Source organism: Polaribacter sp. (genome assembly GCF_049276715.1).
GTDB lineage: Bacteria > Bacteroidota > Bacteroidia > Flavobacteriales > Flavobacteriaceae > Polaribacter.
In genome coordinates this window covers 26,054-45,886 of sequence record NZ_JBASWY010000012.1, presented here as the reverse complement: position 1 = coordinate 45,886, position 19,833 = coordinate 26,054, and the positions used below count along the sequence as shown (strand labels likewise).

Sequence of the window (19,833 nt, the reverse complement as noted above, 5' to 3'; positions counted from 1 at the left end):
ATTATTTATTTTCTGAATTTGTTGCGTCATTCCATTCGTCAGTTCTAAAAGACGATAGTGGTAAAAGGACATTGTCAAAAAGACTTGCCTGTACAAAATTTCGCCAAGCATATCTTACAGCCACTGGATTTGGAACTTTTTCACTAGAAACATGTACAAATTTTCTGTTCACAATTTTTCCCTCTGCAGGATAAAAAACTTTGTCTTCACCAGCAATTTCAAAATCTTTCAAAGAATCAAATGCATACAAACCCAAGTCAATATTTTTAAATGTAAGTTCAATTTGGTTGTTTTTAATTTCCAATGATTTATAGATTGGAGAAAGATATTTTACAGCCTTCATGCCATAGGTTTGGTTGAGTGCGTTCATCAACAATCGGTCTGCCACTTCTTTTTTCTTGGGTGGATGAATGGAAGTTGCATCGCCCAAATCTAATGTAATCGCAATGCCTGAATTGGGAATTAACTCCAAACAGTCCAATTGTGCTTCTCGCATAAAAGCAGAATTTTTCGAAATTTCAAATTGATGGTTTCCTCCATAGTTGAAAGGCGCAATTTGCGTGTAATAAAAAGGAAAATCCCCTTGATTCCATCTTCCTCTCCAATCTTTAACCATAGCAGGAAATAATTTTTTATACTCTTCAGGTTTGCCACGATTATTTTCTCCTTGATACCACAAAACACCTTTTATAGTATAAGAAATAATGGGATGAATCATGGCATTAAACAAGACTGTGGGAATGATATTCGGCTTATTAGAAATGTCCACTTTTTCCAAATCAACCGTTTGAAATTCACTCAAAGCTTCCTTACTCGTCCAAGCTTCTACAGAACTTCCGCCCCAAGACGTGTGAATCAATCCTACAGGAACATCTAAAATTTCTTGCAATTGTTGTCCGAAAAAATACGCAACCGCACTAAAATTGGCAGCTGTTTCAGGGGATACTATTTCCCAACCATTGGTTTTTTTCAATGCATCAAGTGCCTCTTTTGAAGCATTTCTTTCCACCGAAAACAACCGCAAATTAGGATTATTAGCATGCATAATGGCTTGAGCGGCTCCAAAGGTGGGTTGCCCATTAAATCCCTTTAAAGGCATTTCCATATTCGATTGCCCTGAGCACAACCAAACTTCTCCAAATAAAATATTTTTTAAAGTGATGTCAGAAGTTTTACTTTTTAAAGAAATTGTTTGTGGAACTTTAGAATTAGTCGTTGCTACTTCCACTTTCCATGTACCATCGTTATTTGCAATCACATGTATTTCTTCTCTTTTCCAAGAAGTTTTGATGGTTATTTTTTCAGACGGTGCAGCCCAACCCCAAATATTGATGGTGGTGTTTCGTTGCAAAACCATGTTTGATGAGACAATTTCAGGTAATTTTATTTGTGCGTTTACGGAAAATGTAAATAGTAAAATCAGAAGAGAAATTTTAGTTGTAATTTTCATTTTTAATATTTTTTATGGTTTATTATTTTTGGAAAAAAACTCTTGGGTCCACTCGCTTGCAAAACCCCATTGTTTGATAGTTCTCATTCTGAAATATACATCTTTTTCTTTACTAATATTAGGAATATTTAGTACTCCTTTCACTTTTGTAGTTAATTTATTAGTATAAACATTTGGTTCTGTCCCGTATTCAACTTCATATAAATAGTCATAAGGTGAAACACTATAATTTACAAAAACATCGTCTTCAACACGTTTTACATTCCAAATAATTGGAGGTAATTCGTTTTCATTAAATCTAATTATTTTAGTTTCAGAAGTATCACTTTCCCCAACATTGTTTATGGCAAAAAGCTGAAAATTGATAGGTGAATTGTCTTTCAATTTTGCATCTTCAATTTCAATAAAATCATTGATAGTTTTTTCAGAAGTATATATTGAATCTCCTTGTTTATATTTTATAAAATGCTCAGTTGTGCCTTTTTCTTTTTCGAACAATACCCTAAAAGCTTTTCCAGAAGTGTAAATTTTTTCAATTTTAGGTTGATTTGGCTTGTTAAAATAAACAGTTTCTTCCAAAACTTTATACCCTTGAGGATCAACAAAAACCACTTTCAAACCTTTAGAATTTTTATTTGAATCCCATTTTACAGGAATTGTGAACGCCAAATCTCCAGGATGTATGATTTTTATGGTTTTATTTCCTAGCATAACTTCATTAAAATTTTCATCAATCAAACTCCATTCAAGTTTAAAATTGCGCAAAACATTGGCTGGTAAATCTAGTTTATTTCTTGGTTGAACAGCAATGTTGGCTTTTCCGTTAATTTTATCAATGTCAGAAAACTTCAAATTTCTGATGGGCGCAAATTCTTTTTGTAAATCAAAAAAACCTCTTTTTTTATTTCTAAAAGTATTGACAACTCCCCAAGCACGGTTTTGAGAAGGGGGCGTTTTCCAACCTGAAACTCCATGATACGTGCTTCTGTAATCGTTAAATGTCCAAATAGATGCTCCCAAAACATAGTCTTTATCACGCATGCTATTCATCATTTTTTCGATTGGAATGACTCCTAAATTCAGATCTTCATCGTTTAAAACATTTCCAAATTCTGTTGCGAAAATTGGTTTTTTATGCAATTCCCAAGTTTTATTTACGCCATTTCCCCATCCACCATACAAATTAATGGTGGCTAAATCTGAATACACAATTGCATCATCAGGATTTTTATGAGCAGTATGTGAAGGATAAATTGCCAACCTGTTTGGATCCAATTTTTTTGACATTTCAACAGCACTTTTCATGTATTCTTTTACTTTGGGATTGTCAATTTCTTTTCCAATTTCATTACCCAAACTCCAACCAACCACAGATGGATGATTATAATGATATTCCACAATGCGTTGCAACCACTGTTTTGGCATAGGGTGATTTGGATCTACCCAAGCATCTTTTCCCCAAAGACCTACTTCTTCAATCACCAAAATACCTTTTTCATCCAAATAATCAAGATATTCTTTTGGTAAAGTCACGTGACTCAATCTTGACATTGTGGCTCCCAAACTTTTCATCAAATCTACATCTTCTTTGATGCGTTCAAAAGGCAACGTGTTTCCTGTAAAACGATCTTCAGGAACCAAATTAAATCCAACAGGACGAATACTTTCGCCATTTAATTTTAATTGCAAACCTTCGATTTCTAATTTTCTAATTCCAAATCGATCAGAAATGCTGTGAAGCACTTTGGTATTTTCAGAAATAGAAATGGTTGATTCATACAAATTTGGAAAATCAAAATGCCAAAGAGCGACTTGTGATTTTGATAAATTGTGCGTCCATTTCACTTCGTGTTTTAAGGTTTTTGCAGGAATTGTTGCTTCAAGTTGACCTTGTGCAACAATATTGTTTTCTCTTGTAATATTGATGTTGAAACGTATCTTTTTAGGTTCATTACTCACATTACTTGTTACGATTTTCAAGTGAACATTTGCAGTTCCTTTTTTCAAATCAGGAATGGCATCAATGTGTTGAAATTCGATTCTTGTAGTGGGCGTAATTTCAAGCCAAACTGGTCTGCGAATGCCTCCCCAACTCCAAAAAGCACCTTTTCTAAACACATTATTTGCTAAAACCGTAATTCTATTTTCTTGACCAAACTTTACAAAATTTGAAATATCAAAATGAAAAGGCAAATAGCCAAAATGATTTTCTCCTACAAATTTTCCATTTATCCAAACTTTTGAATCATTATAAACCGATTCAAAAACCAAACGAATTTGTTTATTTTCTGTTGATTTCTCCAACGTAAATGTTCTTGAATACCAAGCATCACCTGCATATTCTGCATATTCATTCACCAAATCCCAATTGCCAGGAACCTTCATTGTATCCCAAGAAGCTGTGTTTAAATTTTCGTTTTGCCAACCTGATTTTTCGCCTTGAGAATAAGGGTCAATTTTAAAAGCCCATGAACCGTTTAGAAATTCTTTTGGAGAGTTTTGAGAATATGCTATGTTCATAAAAACTAAAAACAGCATCCCAGTTAAAAAATGAATTTTAGTTGAAAGTTTTCGGAATTTGAAGAATTGATGTAACATAATTTTTGATTTTATCAATATTAAAACAATGAAATTTTAAACACAGAAACTGGAATATTTTGCTTGTTTCGTAAAAACCTGAAAGTTAACGATTTGGTTATAATATTATTATCAAAATTAATTTCATTGATAGCTTGATAATTATTTTCCACCTTTTTCAATAATTTTGCTTTGTCATCCTCAATAAAATAATTGCTTATGACAAATGGAATTGTCTCTTCAGGATGTCCCATCAAAGTGCTTTCAAGTGCATGATCATAATCACAATCAAAAAATAATTTTATTTTTTTAAACGAAATTTCTTCATTCCAAGAAAAATGAATACTAGGATTTTCATCCTCTTTTGACGCAATCCAAACATTGGTTTCGCCATTTGGATTTGGTCTTATTTCGCTGTTTGTTATATTTTCAGATTCAAAAACTGACAAAGATGGGCTTACTGAAAAAGCCAAATTTTTACCATTGGGTCTTCTTTCTGGAGTCCAAAACTCAAAACTATCAATTGCCACATCTTTTGGCGGTTCTTGTTTTCCATAATTTGAAACAGCTTTGTTAATTCGGTTTTGAACGGTCATAATTGCTGAACAACGTTCATTTGATAAACGAACTTTGATTGCTTCATTTTTCATCAAACAAACAAAAGCATATTGTTTTTGTTCTAAAATTGCTTCGGTGTTGAAGGTGATTTGATTCAACCCTTTGTTGAGGTGAAATTTTTCAAGATGCAATGTTTTTTCAGGAGTAAAATTTCGGTTTTCAGCAGCTATTCTGAACTGAACTTCAAGAATTGTATCTTCAAGAGCTTCTAATTCAAAATTAAAAGAATAGGATGTATTTGCTTCTAAAGGAAGTAATTGTGCTGTGCTAAACGTTAATATTTGCCAAGCATCACTATTGTTAAATCCGTTAAAAATCAAGTTTGACGAAGCTGAAATGGTTGCATTTTTAACTTTGTCAGAAGCATCAATCAAATTAATTCTAGGAATACTTTGTCCTTTTCTGTTCAACTCTAATTGCAACAATTTGATGTTTTCATTTGTTGAAACATCACGAGGTTTCCAATTATTTTTAAAACAAAGTGCAGCAGCTTCTCCAACAGCTTGTGCACCTAATGCACAAGTAAGCATCACTCTTGTTGAGCCAAAAGCCACGTGTGAAGCACTAATAATACGCCCTGCTAAAAATAGATTTTTGATGTCTTTTGAATAAAAACATCTGTAAGGAATTTGATATACACCTTTAGAATGCCATTGTGTGCAAGAACTATGCTTGCTATAAATACCATCTGCAGGATGCAAATCCATTGCCCAACCACCATGAGCAATGGCGTCATCATAATCACGTTGTTCTACAATATCTTTTTGAGAAAGCATGAAATCTCCTTCAAAACGACGACTTTCACGCTTTCCAGGAATCGTACCAACCCATTCTAAGGTTAAGTTTTTAGCTTCTGGATATTTTCCACTATTTTTAATGTAATCCCAAATTCCGTAAACAACTTTCCAGAGTTCGAATTTTATGTTTTCAGAATCGTGAATCGTATCTAATCTTCCACCATATTCAACCCACCACAATCTGCAACCATGATCACCCAATTGATAATTTTTGATTCTTGGCAATTCTTCAGCATTTTTTATAGCAAAAGAAGGGGCTGTGTAAGAAATTGGTTGATTCATTTCTTTGGTATAGAAATACAAAGAATGTCCTAAAAGATTTCCATAATCTTCAATATTAGGTGCAAAACCTTCGTCAAATTCGTTGCCTTCTTCAGCTCCCATTCTAAAAGAAGCACCTGCCATAAACCCAACAATTCCATCACCTGAAGCATCACAAAAAAGTGGCGCTTCAACGCTATAAGTTGTACTATTTTGACTACAAAAACCAACAATTCCTTTTATTTCAGCATCATTTTTTTTTGAAATTTCGTAAACAGCCGTGTTTAAAAGTAGAATTATGTTTTTCTCCTCATAAACCTTTTCCAATAAAACAGTATCAAAAATCAAAGGATTTCCTTCTTTGTTTCTTTTTAAATTATCTAATAATATTTCATTAATCAATCCACCTTCACGACTCCATCTGTTGTTGTTTCCCATGTGCGAAGTTGCTCCCAAACTCCAAAGTCTCACTTCGCTTGAAGCATTTCCTCCTAAAACAGGACGATCTTGCACCAAAACCACTTTGAGTCCAGAACGAGCTGCTGAAATAGCTGCACAAACACCAGATAAACCACCACCAACAATTACAAAATCAGACTGAATATCAATACGTTTGATGGTTCTTTGTTCTTTTACAAAATACTCTTGAATCATTTTTATACTTTTTTAAATTTTACGAATGGATGAATAAATAATGCAATTCCAATAATGACAGTACCAATTGAAATAATCAGACCTTTTGAACTTTCTGAGATGATTCCTAAACCAGCAATTAATGCACCTACTGCTATCAAAGTATTTCCTAAAACTTTCATGCCAAATACGTTTTGAGCAACATCTGATGTAGCAGAAAGATCTGGAGTTTCGTGATTTTTATAATTGATAAAATCTTGACTGAAATTGATTCCTTTGAATTTTGCATACAAATCGTACAAAGCCAAAAGAATAAATGGAGATAAGGTACCTAAAAGCATTTCATCTGCTCTTGAAAGTGTTGCAAAAAATTTGAATCCGATATTGATTGTCAAACTAATGATTGTAATAATCAAGATAGATTTCCCTGAATGTCTTTTTGAAAACAAGGCCCAAATTGGCGGACCATACAATGAACAACCTGTGACAGCTCCAATACTTAAAACTACGTTGACAATTCCTCCTACAGAAGGAACTAATAATGCAACAATGATAGTTCCAATACCAAATAATACTGTTGACAGTTTTGCTACATTCATGATTTCTTTCAAACTTGCTTTGGGTTTAAAAACCAAGTATAAATCATTTGTAATTACAGAAGCAGCTAAATTTAATGTAGTGTTTACGGAACTTGCAGTTGCAAAGACCATTCCACCTAACATCAATCCTAACATTCCTATTGGTAAAACTTGTTTACAAATAAGCATGTATGCGCCTTCACTTTCTAATCCTGATAAATCAGGATTGATAATTTTATAAATCATGGGTGGCAACATCCAAATAAATGGACTTACAAGATAAATCCACCCAAAAGTTAAGCCAACTTTCTTTGCATCTTTTGCGTTTTTTACACTTGTGTAACGTTGAACGTATGCCCAATTTCCTCCAATAAAAATCACATTATAGATTGCGAAAGCAAGTATAAACCACCAACTGTATTCTTCACTTGTGGCTTTCCAAGCATCAGCAGGAAGTGAAGTTAAAAAACCATCAATACCACCAACTTGTTCTAAAGCTAAAAACACGACTAATAAAACTGCTGCAGTAAGAATCACAAATTGCAAAACATCTGTAACAATTACAGCCCAAAGTCCACCAACAACAGTATATAAAAGAATTAATAATCCAATGATAACAACACAAGCGTTGATTGACCAACCTGTAGAAACGTTTACAATTTTTGCTACAGGATATAAAAATGCGCCTGTATATGCCAATGAAAGTAATAAAATAATGTAGGTATAAAACTTTTGCACTTTATCGCCCAAACGTTTTCTTACAAATTCTGCTGCTGTTAATACGTTGGTTTTTCGCCATTGGGGAGCAATGACAAATGCAACTATGAAACCACCAAAACACATTGCTAATTGAATAGTAATTGCAACCCAACCTAATTCATAAGCGATTGAACCCCAAACAACAAAAGTCCCCGCTGAAAAAAAACTCATATAAAGCGAAAGTCCGTTTATAGACCAAGGAACTGCGCCACCAGCTGCAAAATAGCTTTTCATATCTGAGCCACTTTTTCTAAAAGACAATCCTGCAATAACAATGAGCAGTGAGAATATTAAAATTACAATATAATCGGTTGTTGACATAAATTTTAATTTTGGTTAATTTAGTGAGTACTATTTTTTTAAATCCTATTTATACACTGATTCTGCAAGTGTAATTTCTAGTATTGTTGTTGCTGGATTTAATCCATAATCCACGCCACTAATTGTGATGGTTTTGTTTTTGTTTTTAATCCATTTCAGTTCTTTTCCATCAAAAAGATTGATTACTTTACTTACTTTCTTAGTTCCTAGAGATTGTGTTGTAAAAGAGTTTGTTTTAAAATCGCGATAATCTTTATAAATATGACAGTAAATTTTATTTTCTTTAAAAGTGAATCCATATTCGCCAAAAAGTGGTTGCCAAGGGCCACCTTTTGTCCCATAAACTGCGTTTCCAACTTTTGATAACCAATCACCTGTTTGAAGCAATACTTCTTGTTGATTTTGAGGAATCACACCTTCTCTATCTGGAGCTACATTCAACAATAAATTGATGTTTCTCACCACACAATTTGATAAATAAACAGCAACTTCTTCAAAAGAAAAAACGTCTCTATTAGGCCTGTAACCCCAACCACCTTTTTGCAAACTCACGCATTTTTCGCCATAATGCTCAAAGCGAATATCGCCTGAAGTAGCACTCACACCCTCTTCAGCATGTACATCTCCAATCCAACCAAAACGTTCATTGACAATCATTTCTGGTTGGTATTTGCGAACCAATCCCATAATTCCTAAAGGATTTCCTGTTTCATCTTTGGTGATATATTTTTCATTTACGGGCCATTCGTTTTTTGGGTTTTGATACCTACCTGAATCCCAAAAAGTGCGTTCCAATTCAGGATTGAAAGATTGCCCTAGCCAACCTCCGTCCCAAAACATATAATCTATTTTACCATACTCTTTTAAAATTGTGGTAACTTGTTCGTACACTTCTTCTTTCATATCACGCGCATCTTCTTTGTGCCAAGCAGCGGTTTTATAACCCCAAACATTGGGTTTTACATCTTTTCCAGTGACATCATAATAACCAGGATAACGCCAACTCATAGGCGAATAATACATCCCTAAATGAAGTCCAGAAGCTCTTGCAGCAGCTACATATTCCTTGATAAAATCTCTTCCTAAATCTTTTTTGCTAGACCAACTGAAAGGATATTTGCTGTCAAAAAGCGCATATCCATCATGATGCCTTGTAGTTAAAGCGATGTATTTCATGCCTGCTTTTTTGGCTAACTCAGTCCATTTTGATGCATCAAATTTGGCAGCAGTAAAACCCGTTTCAGGATTTTTGGCTCTTCGTTGGTAATATTCAAATCCCCAAGCTTCTTGATGTCTTACCCATTCAGCGCCTTCATCCATGGCTGCATAAACACCCCAATGAATAAACATGCCAAACTTGTCATTAAGAAACCATTCCATTTTTTCGTTGGGCAATTGCGCCACTCCATTTTCTTCTTTGATGATTCTTTTCGGAATTTTCACAAACTCTTGAATCGTTGGTTTTGGCGCTTCACCTAAAAAAGTTAAGGTAATTTGATCTGCAAATCCAAATCCATTTCCTGAAATATGACTTAATGAAACCAATAATTTATTGGTGCTGAAAGCTGTTTGAAATTCGATGCTTACTTTGGTATACTCAGTCAAGGCACTAGAAACCGATTTTGCAACACCACCAAAATCACTGACCATTAATTGTACTTCTTCTGCGCCTGAAGTTGTTTTTACATAAGCTGAAATTCGATATAAACTATTGGATTTTACCTTGGCTTCTTGAATGCAAAAGGCTCTTTCTGGTCCTATTTTAACGGCATATTTTCCTAAAAAAGACTCATTAGTGATAAGAGCACCTTTGGTTTTCCAATGTTTCCATCCTTCTAAATTGCCAGTTTCAAAATCTGCATTGATGATGAGGTTGGTTTCCTCTTTTTCAATGGTTGAATTTTGTGCATACACTGAGATTTGACACATTAAAAAATACAACGTAAAAAAATACATTTTAGATGATTGTTTAAAAATACGGATAAACCAATACGTTCTGTTCACAATGAATGTTTTTATTTTGTTTGGATTTTTATAGTTTGCCCTTGTAATCCTGCTGAATTCGCTTCAATAATAATTTCACCTTTTTCACCTTTTTTACTTTTAATGACTAATAGACAAAGTCCGTTAAATGCTTTTCGATAGTTTGCCTGAAAAGGTTCTGTGGAGGTTGCATCACCATTTCCAACAGCAGCAATGGTTGCTGGTCCTGTGATTTTAAAATTCACTAAATTATTTGCTAAAGGATGAAAATTCCCTTTTTCATCTTCGATTTTAACCGTTATAAAAGACAAATCTTCGCCATCTGTATTGATTTCATTTCTATCTGCATCCATTGAAATTTGAGCGGGTTTTGATGCTGTTTTGATTATTTTTCGGGCAACTTCTTTTCCTTGGTTGTAGCCAACAATTTCAATTTCTCCAGCTTCAAAAGGCACATTCCAACTCAATCTGTATGGAGAATCAAAATACTTTTCTTTTTTATTCCATCCAAAAAAATCAACGGGAATTCGGGTTTTGTCAACCCCTTTTTTCTTTTTTCCTAGCGATTTTCCGTTTACAAACAATTCTGCTTCTTCAGCATTGGTATAGCAAAACACAGGAATTTCTTTAATGCCAGAATTTTCCCAGTTCCAATGTGGCAAAATATGAATCATGGGTTTTTGTGTCCATTGACTTTGATATAAATAAAAACGATCTTTGGGGAATCCTGCCAAATCAACCGCTCCAAAATAAGAACTTCTTGAGGGCCAATCTTCTAACCAATTACCATGTGTTAAATTGTCTTTTCCTCCATAAGGTGTGGGTTCGCCCAAATAATCAAACCCTGTCCAAATAAATTCTCCAATTACATTCGGATTTTTGTCTTGCGCTTCAAATTCAATATCAGGTGGATATGCCCAAGGAGGACTGTTAAAATCGTAACTATTTACCTGTAATGAAGGGTGTTTATCGTATTTTTTTAATGGCAAATGATATACGCCTCTTGACGAAACTGTAGAAGCAGTTTCAGAACCATATACAATTATATTTGGGTTTTCTTTCATCACTTTTGCGTACATGCTTGGTTTGTAATTGGCTCCTACAATATCCAAAGGAGTTCCCAAACCATTTGTCAGCGCTTGTGTAAGTTGATTAAAACCAGCAGTTGCAGGTCTTGTTGAATCTTCTTCGTGGCAAATGGCAACCAATTTTTTCGATATCAAATGACCCTCTTTTGATTTTTGCTCACCCACTTCATTTCCAATACTCCACATGATCACAGAGGGATGATTTCGATCACGTTTGATCATATCTCGCAAATCGGTTTCATACCATTCATCCCAATATTTATTGTAATCATTTTCGGTTTTGGGAATTTTCCATCCATCAAATGCTTCAACTTGCAATAAAATTCCCATTTTATCACACAATTCCAATTGTTCTGGCGAAGGTGGATTGTGCGAAGTTCGAATGGCATTAATGCCCATTTCTTTCATGATTTGCAACTGTCTTTCTGTGGCTCTGTAATTTACAGCAGTTCCTAAAGGCCCTAAATCATGATGCAAACAAACTCCTTTTATTTTTTCTTTTCTTCCGTTTAAAAAGAAACCTTTGCGTGAAAATGAAATGGTTCTGATGCCAAAAGACGAGGTATATTGATCAATTTCTTGATCTTTTTCTAAGATTTTTGAAACCACTTTGTAAATATGAGGTGTTTCAAAATCCCATTTTTTAGGATTTGAAATCACACTTTTTTGGTTGATTTTAATACTCTTTGATTTTTTAAAATCAATTTTAGAGGATAGTATGGCAACTTGATTTCCGATTTCATCAAAAATAGTGGTTTCTAAAATCAAATTTTCAGAGGTATTTTTAGCTGAATTTTCAACAGTCGTTTCAATAGCGATAGTTGCTTTGTCATCAGAAATTGTGGGAGTTGTAATTTGAGTTCCCCAATGTTTTATGTGCAGTGGATTTTTAGTTTCTATCCAAACATTTCTATAAATTCCTGCTCCTGCATACCATCTTGATGACAAAACTTCAGGATTTACTTGTACTGCAATCACATTTTTCTTTTCAAAATCAATGTAAGGAGTAATGTCAATTTCAAACCCAATATATCCAAAAGGTCTATGATATACTTTTTTTCCATTGATAAAAATGGTTGAATTATTCATAATACCGTCAAATTCCAGCTTAATGATTTGTCCTTTTTTCGAAGCATCAATGGTAAAATGTTTGCGATACCAAGCCATTCCAAAAACAGGCAATCCTCCTGTTCTTAAATTGTATTCAGGTTTAAAAGGGCCTTCAATCGCCCAATCATGAGGCACTGACAATTTGCGCCAAGAGGCATCATCAAAATTAGTTTCAAAAGCAGTTAACGTATCTGTTTTGTGAAAAAGCCAATCTTCATTAAAAGAAACACGTTCTCTTGATTGCCCAAAAACACTGAAAAAATTCAATATTAAAATGCAAATGAATGATTGGAATATAAAGCGTTTATGTTTCATTTTTTCTCAAAATTAATCAACAGTAATATTACTTCCCCACCAATCTTTGTTGGGTGAAAAATTAGGCTGAAACATTTTAATTCTGTCATTTTCTAAATTTTTCAATCGAACTGTACGTGTATATTCTTCATATTTTTTGCGTTTTTCAGCATCAAATTTGGGGTCTATTTCTGGGTATTTTGCATTTACGGATGTCAACCAATTTTTTAATTGGTGGTATAAGTTTTTACTAATCTCTAGAAATTTAGCAGCTACATTTTTTTGCTCAAAAGGATCCGTTTCTAAATCATACAGTTCATTAGAATTGTCTTCATAATAATGAATCAATTTCCATTTTCCTTTTCTAATAATTGAAGAAGGATCACCACCTTGATTGCCATAATGTGGATAATGCCAATACAAAGGTCTTTCTGCTAAAGTTGCATTATTTTCAATAATTGGACGCAAACTCACCCCATCTTTGTGTTGATTTGGCAACAACTTACCATTGGCAAAATCTAATAAAGTCGGATAAAAATCAGCACCAGTAACAGGATACTCCTTTTCCTTTTTTGTTGCTGACAACCAAGGAATGTATATCAAATAAGGCTCTCTAATGCCTCCTTCATATTGATAGCCTTTGCCACCTTTAAAAGGCAAACTTGCTGTTGAAAAACTATCACCAGAAGAAACACCTCCATTATCGGAAGTAAAAACCACAATGGTGTTTTTGTCCAACCCATTTTCTTTCAAAGCTTTCATAACGATACCCACAGCATCATCCATACTTTCTACCAAACCTGCATAAATAGGATTGTCTTGCGTTACACGAATGGGCAAATTCTTTTCCATTGCAAAACCAGTCTCTTTGATTCCTTGCTTTTCAGCTTTGTTTCGGTATTTTTCCCATTTTTTTGGAGAGGTTTGAATTGGGCCATGAACCGCATAAAAAGATAAGAATGCGAAAAAAGGCGCGGAATCGTTTTTTTTCATAAAGTTGGCAGTTTCATTGGCCAATCTTGTGGTTAAGTTTTCGCCATCAGGACCATCTTTCATTTTTGGATTGTTGAATGGTGCAAAATAACCTCCTTTAGGACTGCCACTATCATAGCCACCAATATTAATGTCAAAACCATGGTCTTCAGGATAGGATCCTTCATCACCCAAATGCCATTTTCCGGCAAAAAAGGTGTTGTAACCATTGGCTTTTAAGGCTTCAGCAAGGGTAATATCTTCATTTGGTAAAGCCTCTACATAAGTAGCTGGCAATAGTTTGTCATGCCTGTTCTTAGAACGCCAATCTTCTCCAGTTTTTGCGCCAATCCAATCTGTAATTCCATGTCTGGCTGAAAATTTTCCTGTCATGATAGTAGCTCTTGACGGACTACAAACTCTACTACCAGCATAACCTTGGGTAAACACAAAACTTTGGTTGGCAAGAGAATCAATATGTGGAGTTTCGTGAAAAGTACTTCCAGTAAAACTCAAATCGTTGATCCCTAAATCATCTACCAAAATAAATAGAACATTTGGTTTTTGTGGAATGTTTACTGTTTTAGTAGTTGTTTTTTGCTCGGTATTTTTACAGGAGAAAAATACGATTAACATCAGTAAAAAGAGTTTATAATTCATTTTTTTAAAAATTAAAATAAGCTGATTTACTTCGTGCATTTTCTAAAATTTTAGTTAATTCTATTCGTTTTTCTTTAAATTCATCAGCAAGGTTTTTTGTTTCACTCGGATCTAATTTCAAGTTGAATAAATAATAAACACTTTCTTTTTTTACATGGTGTTTTACCAATTTCCAATCACCTTTTCTGATGGCTTGTCGTCCACCAAGTTCGTGAAATTCCCAATACAAATAGTTATGTTGTTTTTGTTGAATAGGCTTACCAAGTAAGGTTGGTAAAAATGAAATTCCATCTACATCATTTTTTGTTTCCTTAGAAACAATCTCAGAAAAAGTGGGGAAAACATCCCAAAAAGCTGAAATGTGATCTGTGGTGGTTCCTTCTGCAATGGCACCTTTCCATTTTGCAATCATTGGCACTCGAATTCCGCCTTCAAATAAGTCTCTTTTATAGCCTTTTAAGTTTCCATTACTATTAAAATAATTTGGGTCAGCTCCTCCTTCTTGATGTGGACCATTATCTGAAGTAAAAATAAAAATGGTGTTTTTTTCTAGCCCTAAGTCTTTAATTTTTTGAACAATTTCACCTACTTGATCATCCAAAAGAGTTATCATAGCTACAAATGCGGCATGAGCATATTGTTGTGATTCGTAATTTCCATCTCTATACTTTTCACCTTCATCCAAGCCTTTGTAGGCTTTTTCGGGTTCGAATTTTCCAATAAATTTTTCTAGATATTCTTTTGGTGCGGCTAATTCTGCATGCGGAATCACACTTGGATAGTATAAAAAGAAGGGTTTATTTTTGTTTTCATCTATAAAAGAAAGTGCTTTTTGATGGATTAAATTTGGGGCATATTGCTCCTTTTTTTTGCCTGAATTGCCTTCTAAAATAACTTTTTTATCATTTTCCCATAAATGATACGGATAATAATGATGTCCTAAACGTTGGCAATTATAACCATAAAAAGTATCAAAACCTTGGTTGATTGGGTCACCTTCAGATCCTGGAAAACCCAAGCCCCATTTACCAAAAGCTCCAGTGGCATAACCTTCTTCTTTTAAAAGTTCAGCAATTGTAAAAGTTTCATCTGGAATAGGAAATTGTCCTTCTGGTCGTACTTCTTTATTTCCTCTAATAAATGTGTGGCCTGTATGCAAACCAGTAAACAATGATGAGCGTGAAGGCGCACAAACTGATGAGCCAGAATAATGTTGGGTAAAAATCATTCCTTCTTTGGCAAGTTGATCAATATTGGGAGTTTTAAATCTGTTTTGACCAAAACAACTCAAATCACCATAACCCAAATCATCTGCTAAAATATAGATGATGTTTGGTTTTGAACTTGATGTTTTTGGTGCTTTGAAAAATGTATCTTTACTATCTGAAAAAGAAGTAAGAATTAAAAAAAGAGCGGAAAAAAATAGTAAAAAAGATTTTTTTTGTTGAAAAATGAAGATCCTAAAATCCTTTTTTTTTTCTTTCGATTGTGTCGATTCCATTTGCTATATTTAAATGATCTTTTTAATTGAAATGATTTTCATTTTAAAAACGTTATCCTTCAAATATACTTAAATATACTGGTCGACTTGTGGGACAAATGTGCTGTTTTATGGGTGCTATCTAGTCAATTTGTTTTTTTAATCGTTCAGTTACAAATACAATTAGTTTATTTGTTTAATTTAATTACTTTTATCTGTAAAATCCTTTTTTAATGATTATTCGTTTTTTTAGTGTATTTGTTTTTTTCCTTTCAATTAACTTGAATTCTCAAACTAGTGATGAGAATTATGTAATTGATTTTATCACTACAAAATCGGGATTATCTCATAACTATGTTTCATCATTAGTGAGTGATGATTTGAATATGAAATGGATTGGAACCGAAAACGGAATTACCAAATTTAATGGCTATGATTATGATTATATAAAACCTAATGATAAATACAAAGGTCTTTTAAACGAAAATATAGAAGTACTTTTTATTGATAAAGATGCTAATTTATGGATTGGAACTAAAAGTGGGGGGCTTTCCCATTTGGATATCAAAAAAAATAAAATTACCGATTATAATTATTTAATAGATAATGCGAACGAAGGTGATTTAAGAATTACAGCATTGTCTCAAGATGCCAATGGAAATATTTGGATTGGAACCTGGAAAAACGGAGTTTTTGTAATTGATGTTGAAAATGATGTTTTAATTGATCATTTTAACTATTACCAACCTGTTTATAGTATTACTAAAGATTTTAAAAACAACATGTGGTTTTGCAATGGGGTAAGGTTGCATATGTTTGATAGTCAAACTCAAAAAATTGCTAGTTTTCCTTTTAAATTTTCAATAACTAATATTTTATCAGATCCCAGTAGAAATAAAATTTGGATAGCTTCGGCAGGTGATGATACCAATTTATATAGTTATGACTATCTATCAAAAAAAATTGATTCTATAGAAACGGATGTTTCTAGCGGTTTTTCTAAAACTTTATCTTTAGATAAAGACAATAGAATTTGGATTGGAACTTGGCGAAAAGGAGTCTACAGAAGTAATTTGGACGTAAGTAAATTTCATAAAATAGAATTAGTTCCTGATGATTCTAAAAGGTTGAAAGGAAATTATACCACAATTTTAAGCATTCACAATGATAAAAATAATGTTACTTGGGTTTCTACAGCAGGTGGTGGAGTTGTAAAAATATTAAAAGGGAATGGGTTTAAAAATATTGATCAAAAAATTAGTAAAACCGATTTTAAAGAGTATTTAAACTGTACAAGTATTTATAAAAGCGATCAAAAAATATTTTTAGGAACACTTTTAAAAGGAGTTTATTTTGGGGATGATTTTTCAAATTTAAAGCATCTAAAAGATCTGGGAGATGTAAAAATAAACGCCTTGTATCAGTATGAAAACTCAATATATATAGGTACTTCAGAGGGTTTTGCAATCTTTAATTTGATAACCGAAAAAATTACTTTTTCTACTTCAAAAATTAAAAAAGTGACCTCTTTTTTAGTGGATGGCAACCAATTATTTATTGGAACTCAACAAAATGGGCTTGCAATTACCACTTTAAACGCTGTTGAAAACATTGACGACTATATTTTTTATGATGAAAGCCTTAAAAAAAATAAACTCGAAAGTAATCGAGTAACGACCATTGTAAAAGATAGTTCCAATGATATTTGGGTGAGCACTTATAACGGAATCCATTTATATGATAGAGAAAGTAAAGAATTTATTCACCAACGAAAATTTTTGAAAGAAAAACTGCCTTCAGTAATTATTAATTCTATGGCAATTAGAGATGGTAAAATATGGTTGGCAACTCCAAACGGATTGATAAAATTGAACAACAGGAGGGATGACATTAAAATAGATGAAATTCTTACAAAAAATGACGGATTAAATAGTGATTTTATCTGTTCAGTAACTTTTGATAATCAATCTAATTTATGGTTTAGTACGCATACTGAGATCGTAAAATACGACTATATTAAAAGAGCGATCTTAAGTTACGGAGATATTAATGGTGTAAAATCAACTTCATTTAACAATAATAGTTTTTACAATTTTAAAGGAGAAACTATTTTTTTTGGAGGAATAGATAATGTTACCTTTTTTAATCCGCAAGAAATTAAAGATTATGAAATTATACCTGAATTGATTTTTACCAATTTAAGAGTCAATAATCAAATAATTCGTTACCAAGAAGGAGATGCAATGCTTTCAAAAAACTTTAATTATGCAGATGCCATTAATTTAACATACGAGCAAAATTTCTTCTCAACACGATTTGTTGTGAATGATTTTTTAGGAAATTTAAATTTAAAATATCGTTATAAATTAGAAGGGTATCAAGAGCAATGGATTGATTTGCAAAACCGAAATGAAATTAATTTTGCAGGCTTATCCGCAGGTAATTATAAACTAGCAGTTAGCTCATCAAGAGACAATCAAAACTGGAGTAAACCAAAATATTTAACCATCAAGTTGTTTGGTTCTCCTTGGAAAAGCGCTTGGGCCATTAGTATTTATATTCTTATAATTACACTTATAATTGTGTATCTAGTTAGGTTAAATAATGCTAGAATCAAGTTTAAAAACGACTTTGAAATTGCGAAAATTGATAAGGAAAAAGAAGTTGAGTTAACAGAGGCAAAATTGATGTTTTTTACCAATATTTCACATGAATTTAGAACGCCCTTAACACTGATTGTAACCCCTTTAAAAGAATTGTTAGATAGTAATGATTTGCCTTCAAAAGTTTATAAAAGTTTAAATTATATAGATAAAAATACCAACAGATTACTAAACCTTATCAATCAATTATTAGATTTTAGAAAAGCAGATCATGGATTGTTGTCTTTAGATGTTTCCCATGGAAATTTTGTGCGTTTTTCAAACGAAGTTTTCTTGTATTTCAAACAATCAGCCAAATCAAAAAATATTCGTTATGATTTTAAAGCAAGCAAAGAAGTAATTCAGTTTCCTTTTGATCGAAATAAAATGGAAATTGTGTTATGTAATATCATTTCAAATGCACTAAAATATACAGATCAAGGCAATCGAATTCGTATTAAAGTTGATAGTGATGAAGAGTTTTGTATCATCAGTGTAAAAGACACAGGAATTGGAATGAAAGAAGCTGATTTAGACAAAATTTTCGATCGCTTTTTCCAGATAAAATCAGCAAACACTGCAAAAATGATTGGAAGTGGTATTGGATTGTCATTTTCAAAAAAGATAGTGGAATTGCATTTTGGAAGCATTTCAGTAACAAGCAAACTTAATGAAGGAACAGAATTTATTATAAAATTAGCTATGAATCCTAATTTGTACGAAGATTATATCAATCAAAACTTTATAACGACTGACAATATTAGTGGGTATACAAAAAGCACTACTTCCGAAGATTTTGATATCAATACATTAAAAATTGAACCCAAGAAGAATACCGTTCTTATTATTGATGATAACCCTGAAATTTTAAGTTATTTAAAAGATATTTTTTCTGAAGATTATAACGTAATTGAAGCAGAGGATGGTAATCTTGGTTTTAAAAAAGCGTCTGAAGAAATTCCTGATTTGATTATTAGTGATGTAATGATGCCTGAAAAAGACGGAATTACGATGTGTAAAGAATTAAAATCTCAAATAATAACTTCTCACATACCAATTATATTATTAACAGCACGAACTTCAACCGTTTTTGAAATAGAAGGATTAAAAACAGGTGCTAACGATTATGTAACAAAACCATTTGATGCAAAAGTAATCAAAGCAAGAGTGGAAAGTTTGTTGGATAATAGAGATAAATTAAGAGCGTTTTTGGTAAACAAAGTTCGTTTTGAACCAACAACTTCAGAAGTTGAATTGGATACTGGTACCGAAAATAAATTTATTACAAAAGCCATTCTTTTGGTAGAAAAAAATATTGATAATCATGAATTCGGGATTGATAATATGGTAGATGAATTAAACATGAGTAGATCTAGTTTATTTCGTAAAATTAAATCATTAACTGGTTTGTCCCTATCTGCCTTTATTCGATCTATTCGTTTAAAAAGAGCAGCACATTTAATTCTTACCTCTGAGTTAAATTTAAGTCAAATTTCATATGAAGTAGGCTTTAACGATTACAAGTATTTTAAAACTTCGTTTAAAAAACAATTTAAGTGTTTGCCCTCTAAATATGCAGAATTATATAAAACAGACGGATAAAACTCTAC

Annotated in this window: 9 protein-coding genes; 1 reads left to right on the top strand and 8 read right to left on the bottom strand. The window is 32.7% G+C overall.

Annotated features, from left to right (window positions below; genetic code table 11):
* Position 1: 1 nt before the first annotated feature.
* From WAO74_RS03160 to WAO74_RS03125, 8 genes are all read right to left on the bottom strand, one after another.
* Complete coding sequence (locus WAO74_RS03160) at positions 2 to 1,450, bottom strand: sialate O-acetylesterase (protein ID WP_422159620.1); 1,449 nt, start codon at positions 1,448 to 1,450, stop codon at positions 2 to 4.
* Positions 1,451 to 1,462: 12 nt separating this feature from the next.
* Positions 1,463 to 3,970, bottom strand: a complete 2,508-nt coding sequence (locus WAO74_RS03155; RefSeq protein WP_422159618.1) for a glycoside hydrolase family 2 protein — start codon at positions 3,968 to 3,970, stop codon at positions 1,463 to 1,465.
* Positions 3,971 to 4,068: 98 nt separating this feature from the next.
* A complete protein-coding gene (locus WAO74_RS03150) occupies positions 4,069 to 6,357 on the bottom strand; it encodes an FAD-dependent oxidoreductase (protein ID WP_422159616.1) in 2,289 nt (762 codons plus the stop codon).
* Between the two features lie 2 nt (positions 6,358 to 6,359).
* Entirely contained in the window at positions 6,360 to 7,994 is a 1,635-nt protein-coding gene (locus tag WAO74_RS03145) for a sodium:solute symporter family protein (protein ID WP_422159614.1), read from the bottom strand.
* Between the two features lie 45 nt (positions 7,995 to 8,039).
* Complete coding sequence (locus tag WAO74_RS03140; protein ID WP_422159612.1) at positions 8,040 to 9,950, bottom strand: alpha-L-fucosidase; 1,911 nt, start codon at positions 9,948 to 9,950, stop codon at positions 8,040 to 8,042.
* 59 nt (positions 9,951 to 10,009) lie between these two features.
* A complete protein-coding gene (galB, locus tag WAO74_RS03135) occupies positions 10,010 to 12,442 on the bottom strand; it encodes a beta-galactosidase GalB (RefSeq protein ID WP_422159610.1) in 2,433 nt (810 codons plus the stop codon).
* 60 nt (positions 12,443 to 12,502) lie between these two features.
* Positions 12,503 to 14,101, bottom strand: a complete 1,599-nt coding sequence (locus tag WAO74_RS03130) for a sulfatase (RefSeq protein ID WP_422159608.1) — start codon at positions 14,099 to 14,101, stop codon at positions 12,503 to 12,505.
* A 4-nt stretch (positions 14,102 to 14,105) separates the two neighbouring features.
* Entirely contained in the window at positions 14,106 to 15,602 is a 1,497-nt protein-coding gene (locus tag WAO74_RS03125; protein WP_422159606.1) for an arylsulfatase, read from the bottom strand.
* Positions 15,603 to 15,862: 260 nt separating this feature from the next.
* Between WAO74_RS03125 and WAO74_RS03120 the strand changes: the two genes are divergently transcribed.
* Positions 15,863 to 19,825, top strand: a complete 3,963-nt coding sequence (locus WAO74_RS03120; protein WP_422159604.1) for a two-component regulator propeller domain-containing protein — start codon at positions 15,863 to 15,865, stop codon at positions 19,823 to 19,825.
* The last annotated feature ends 8 nt before the right edge of the window (positions 19,826 to 19,833 follow it).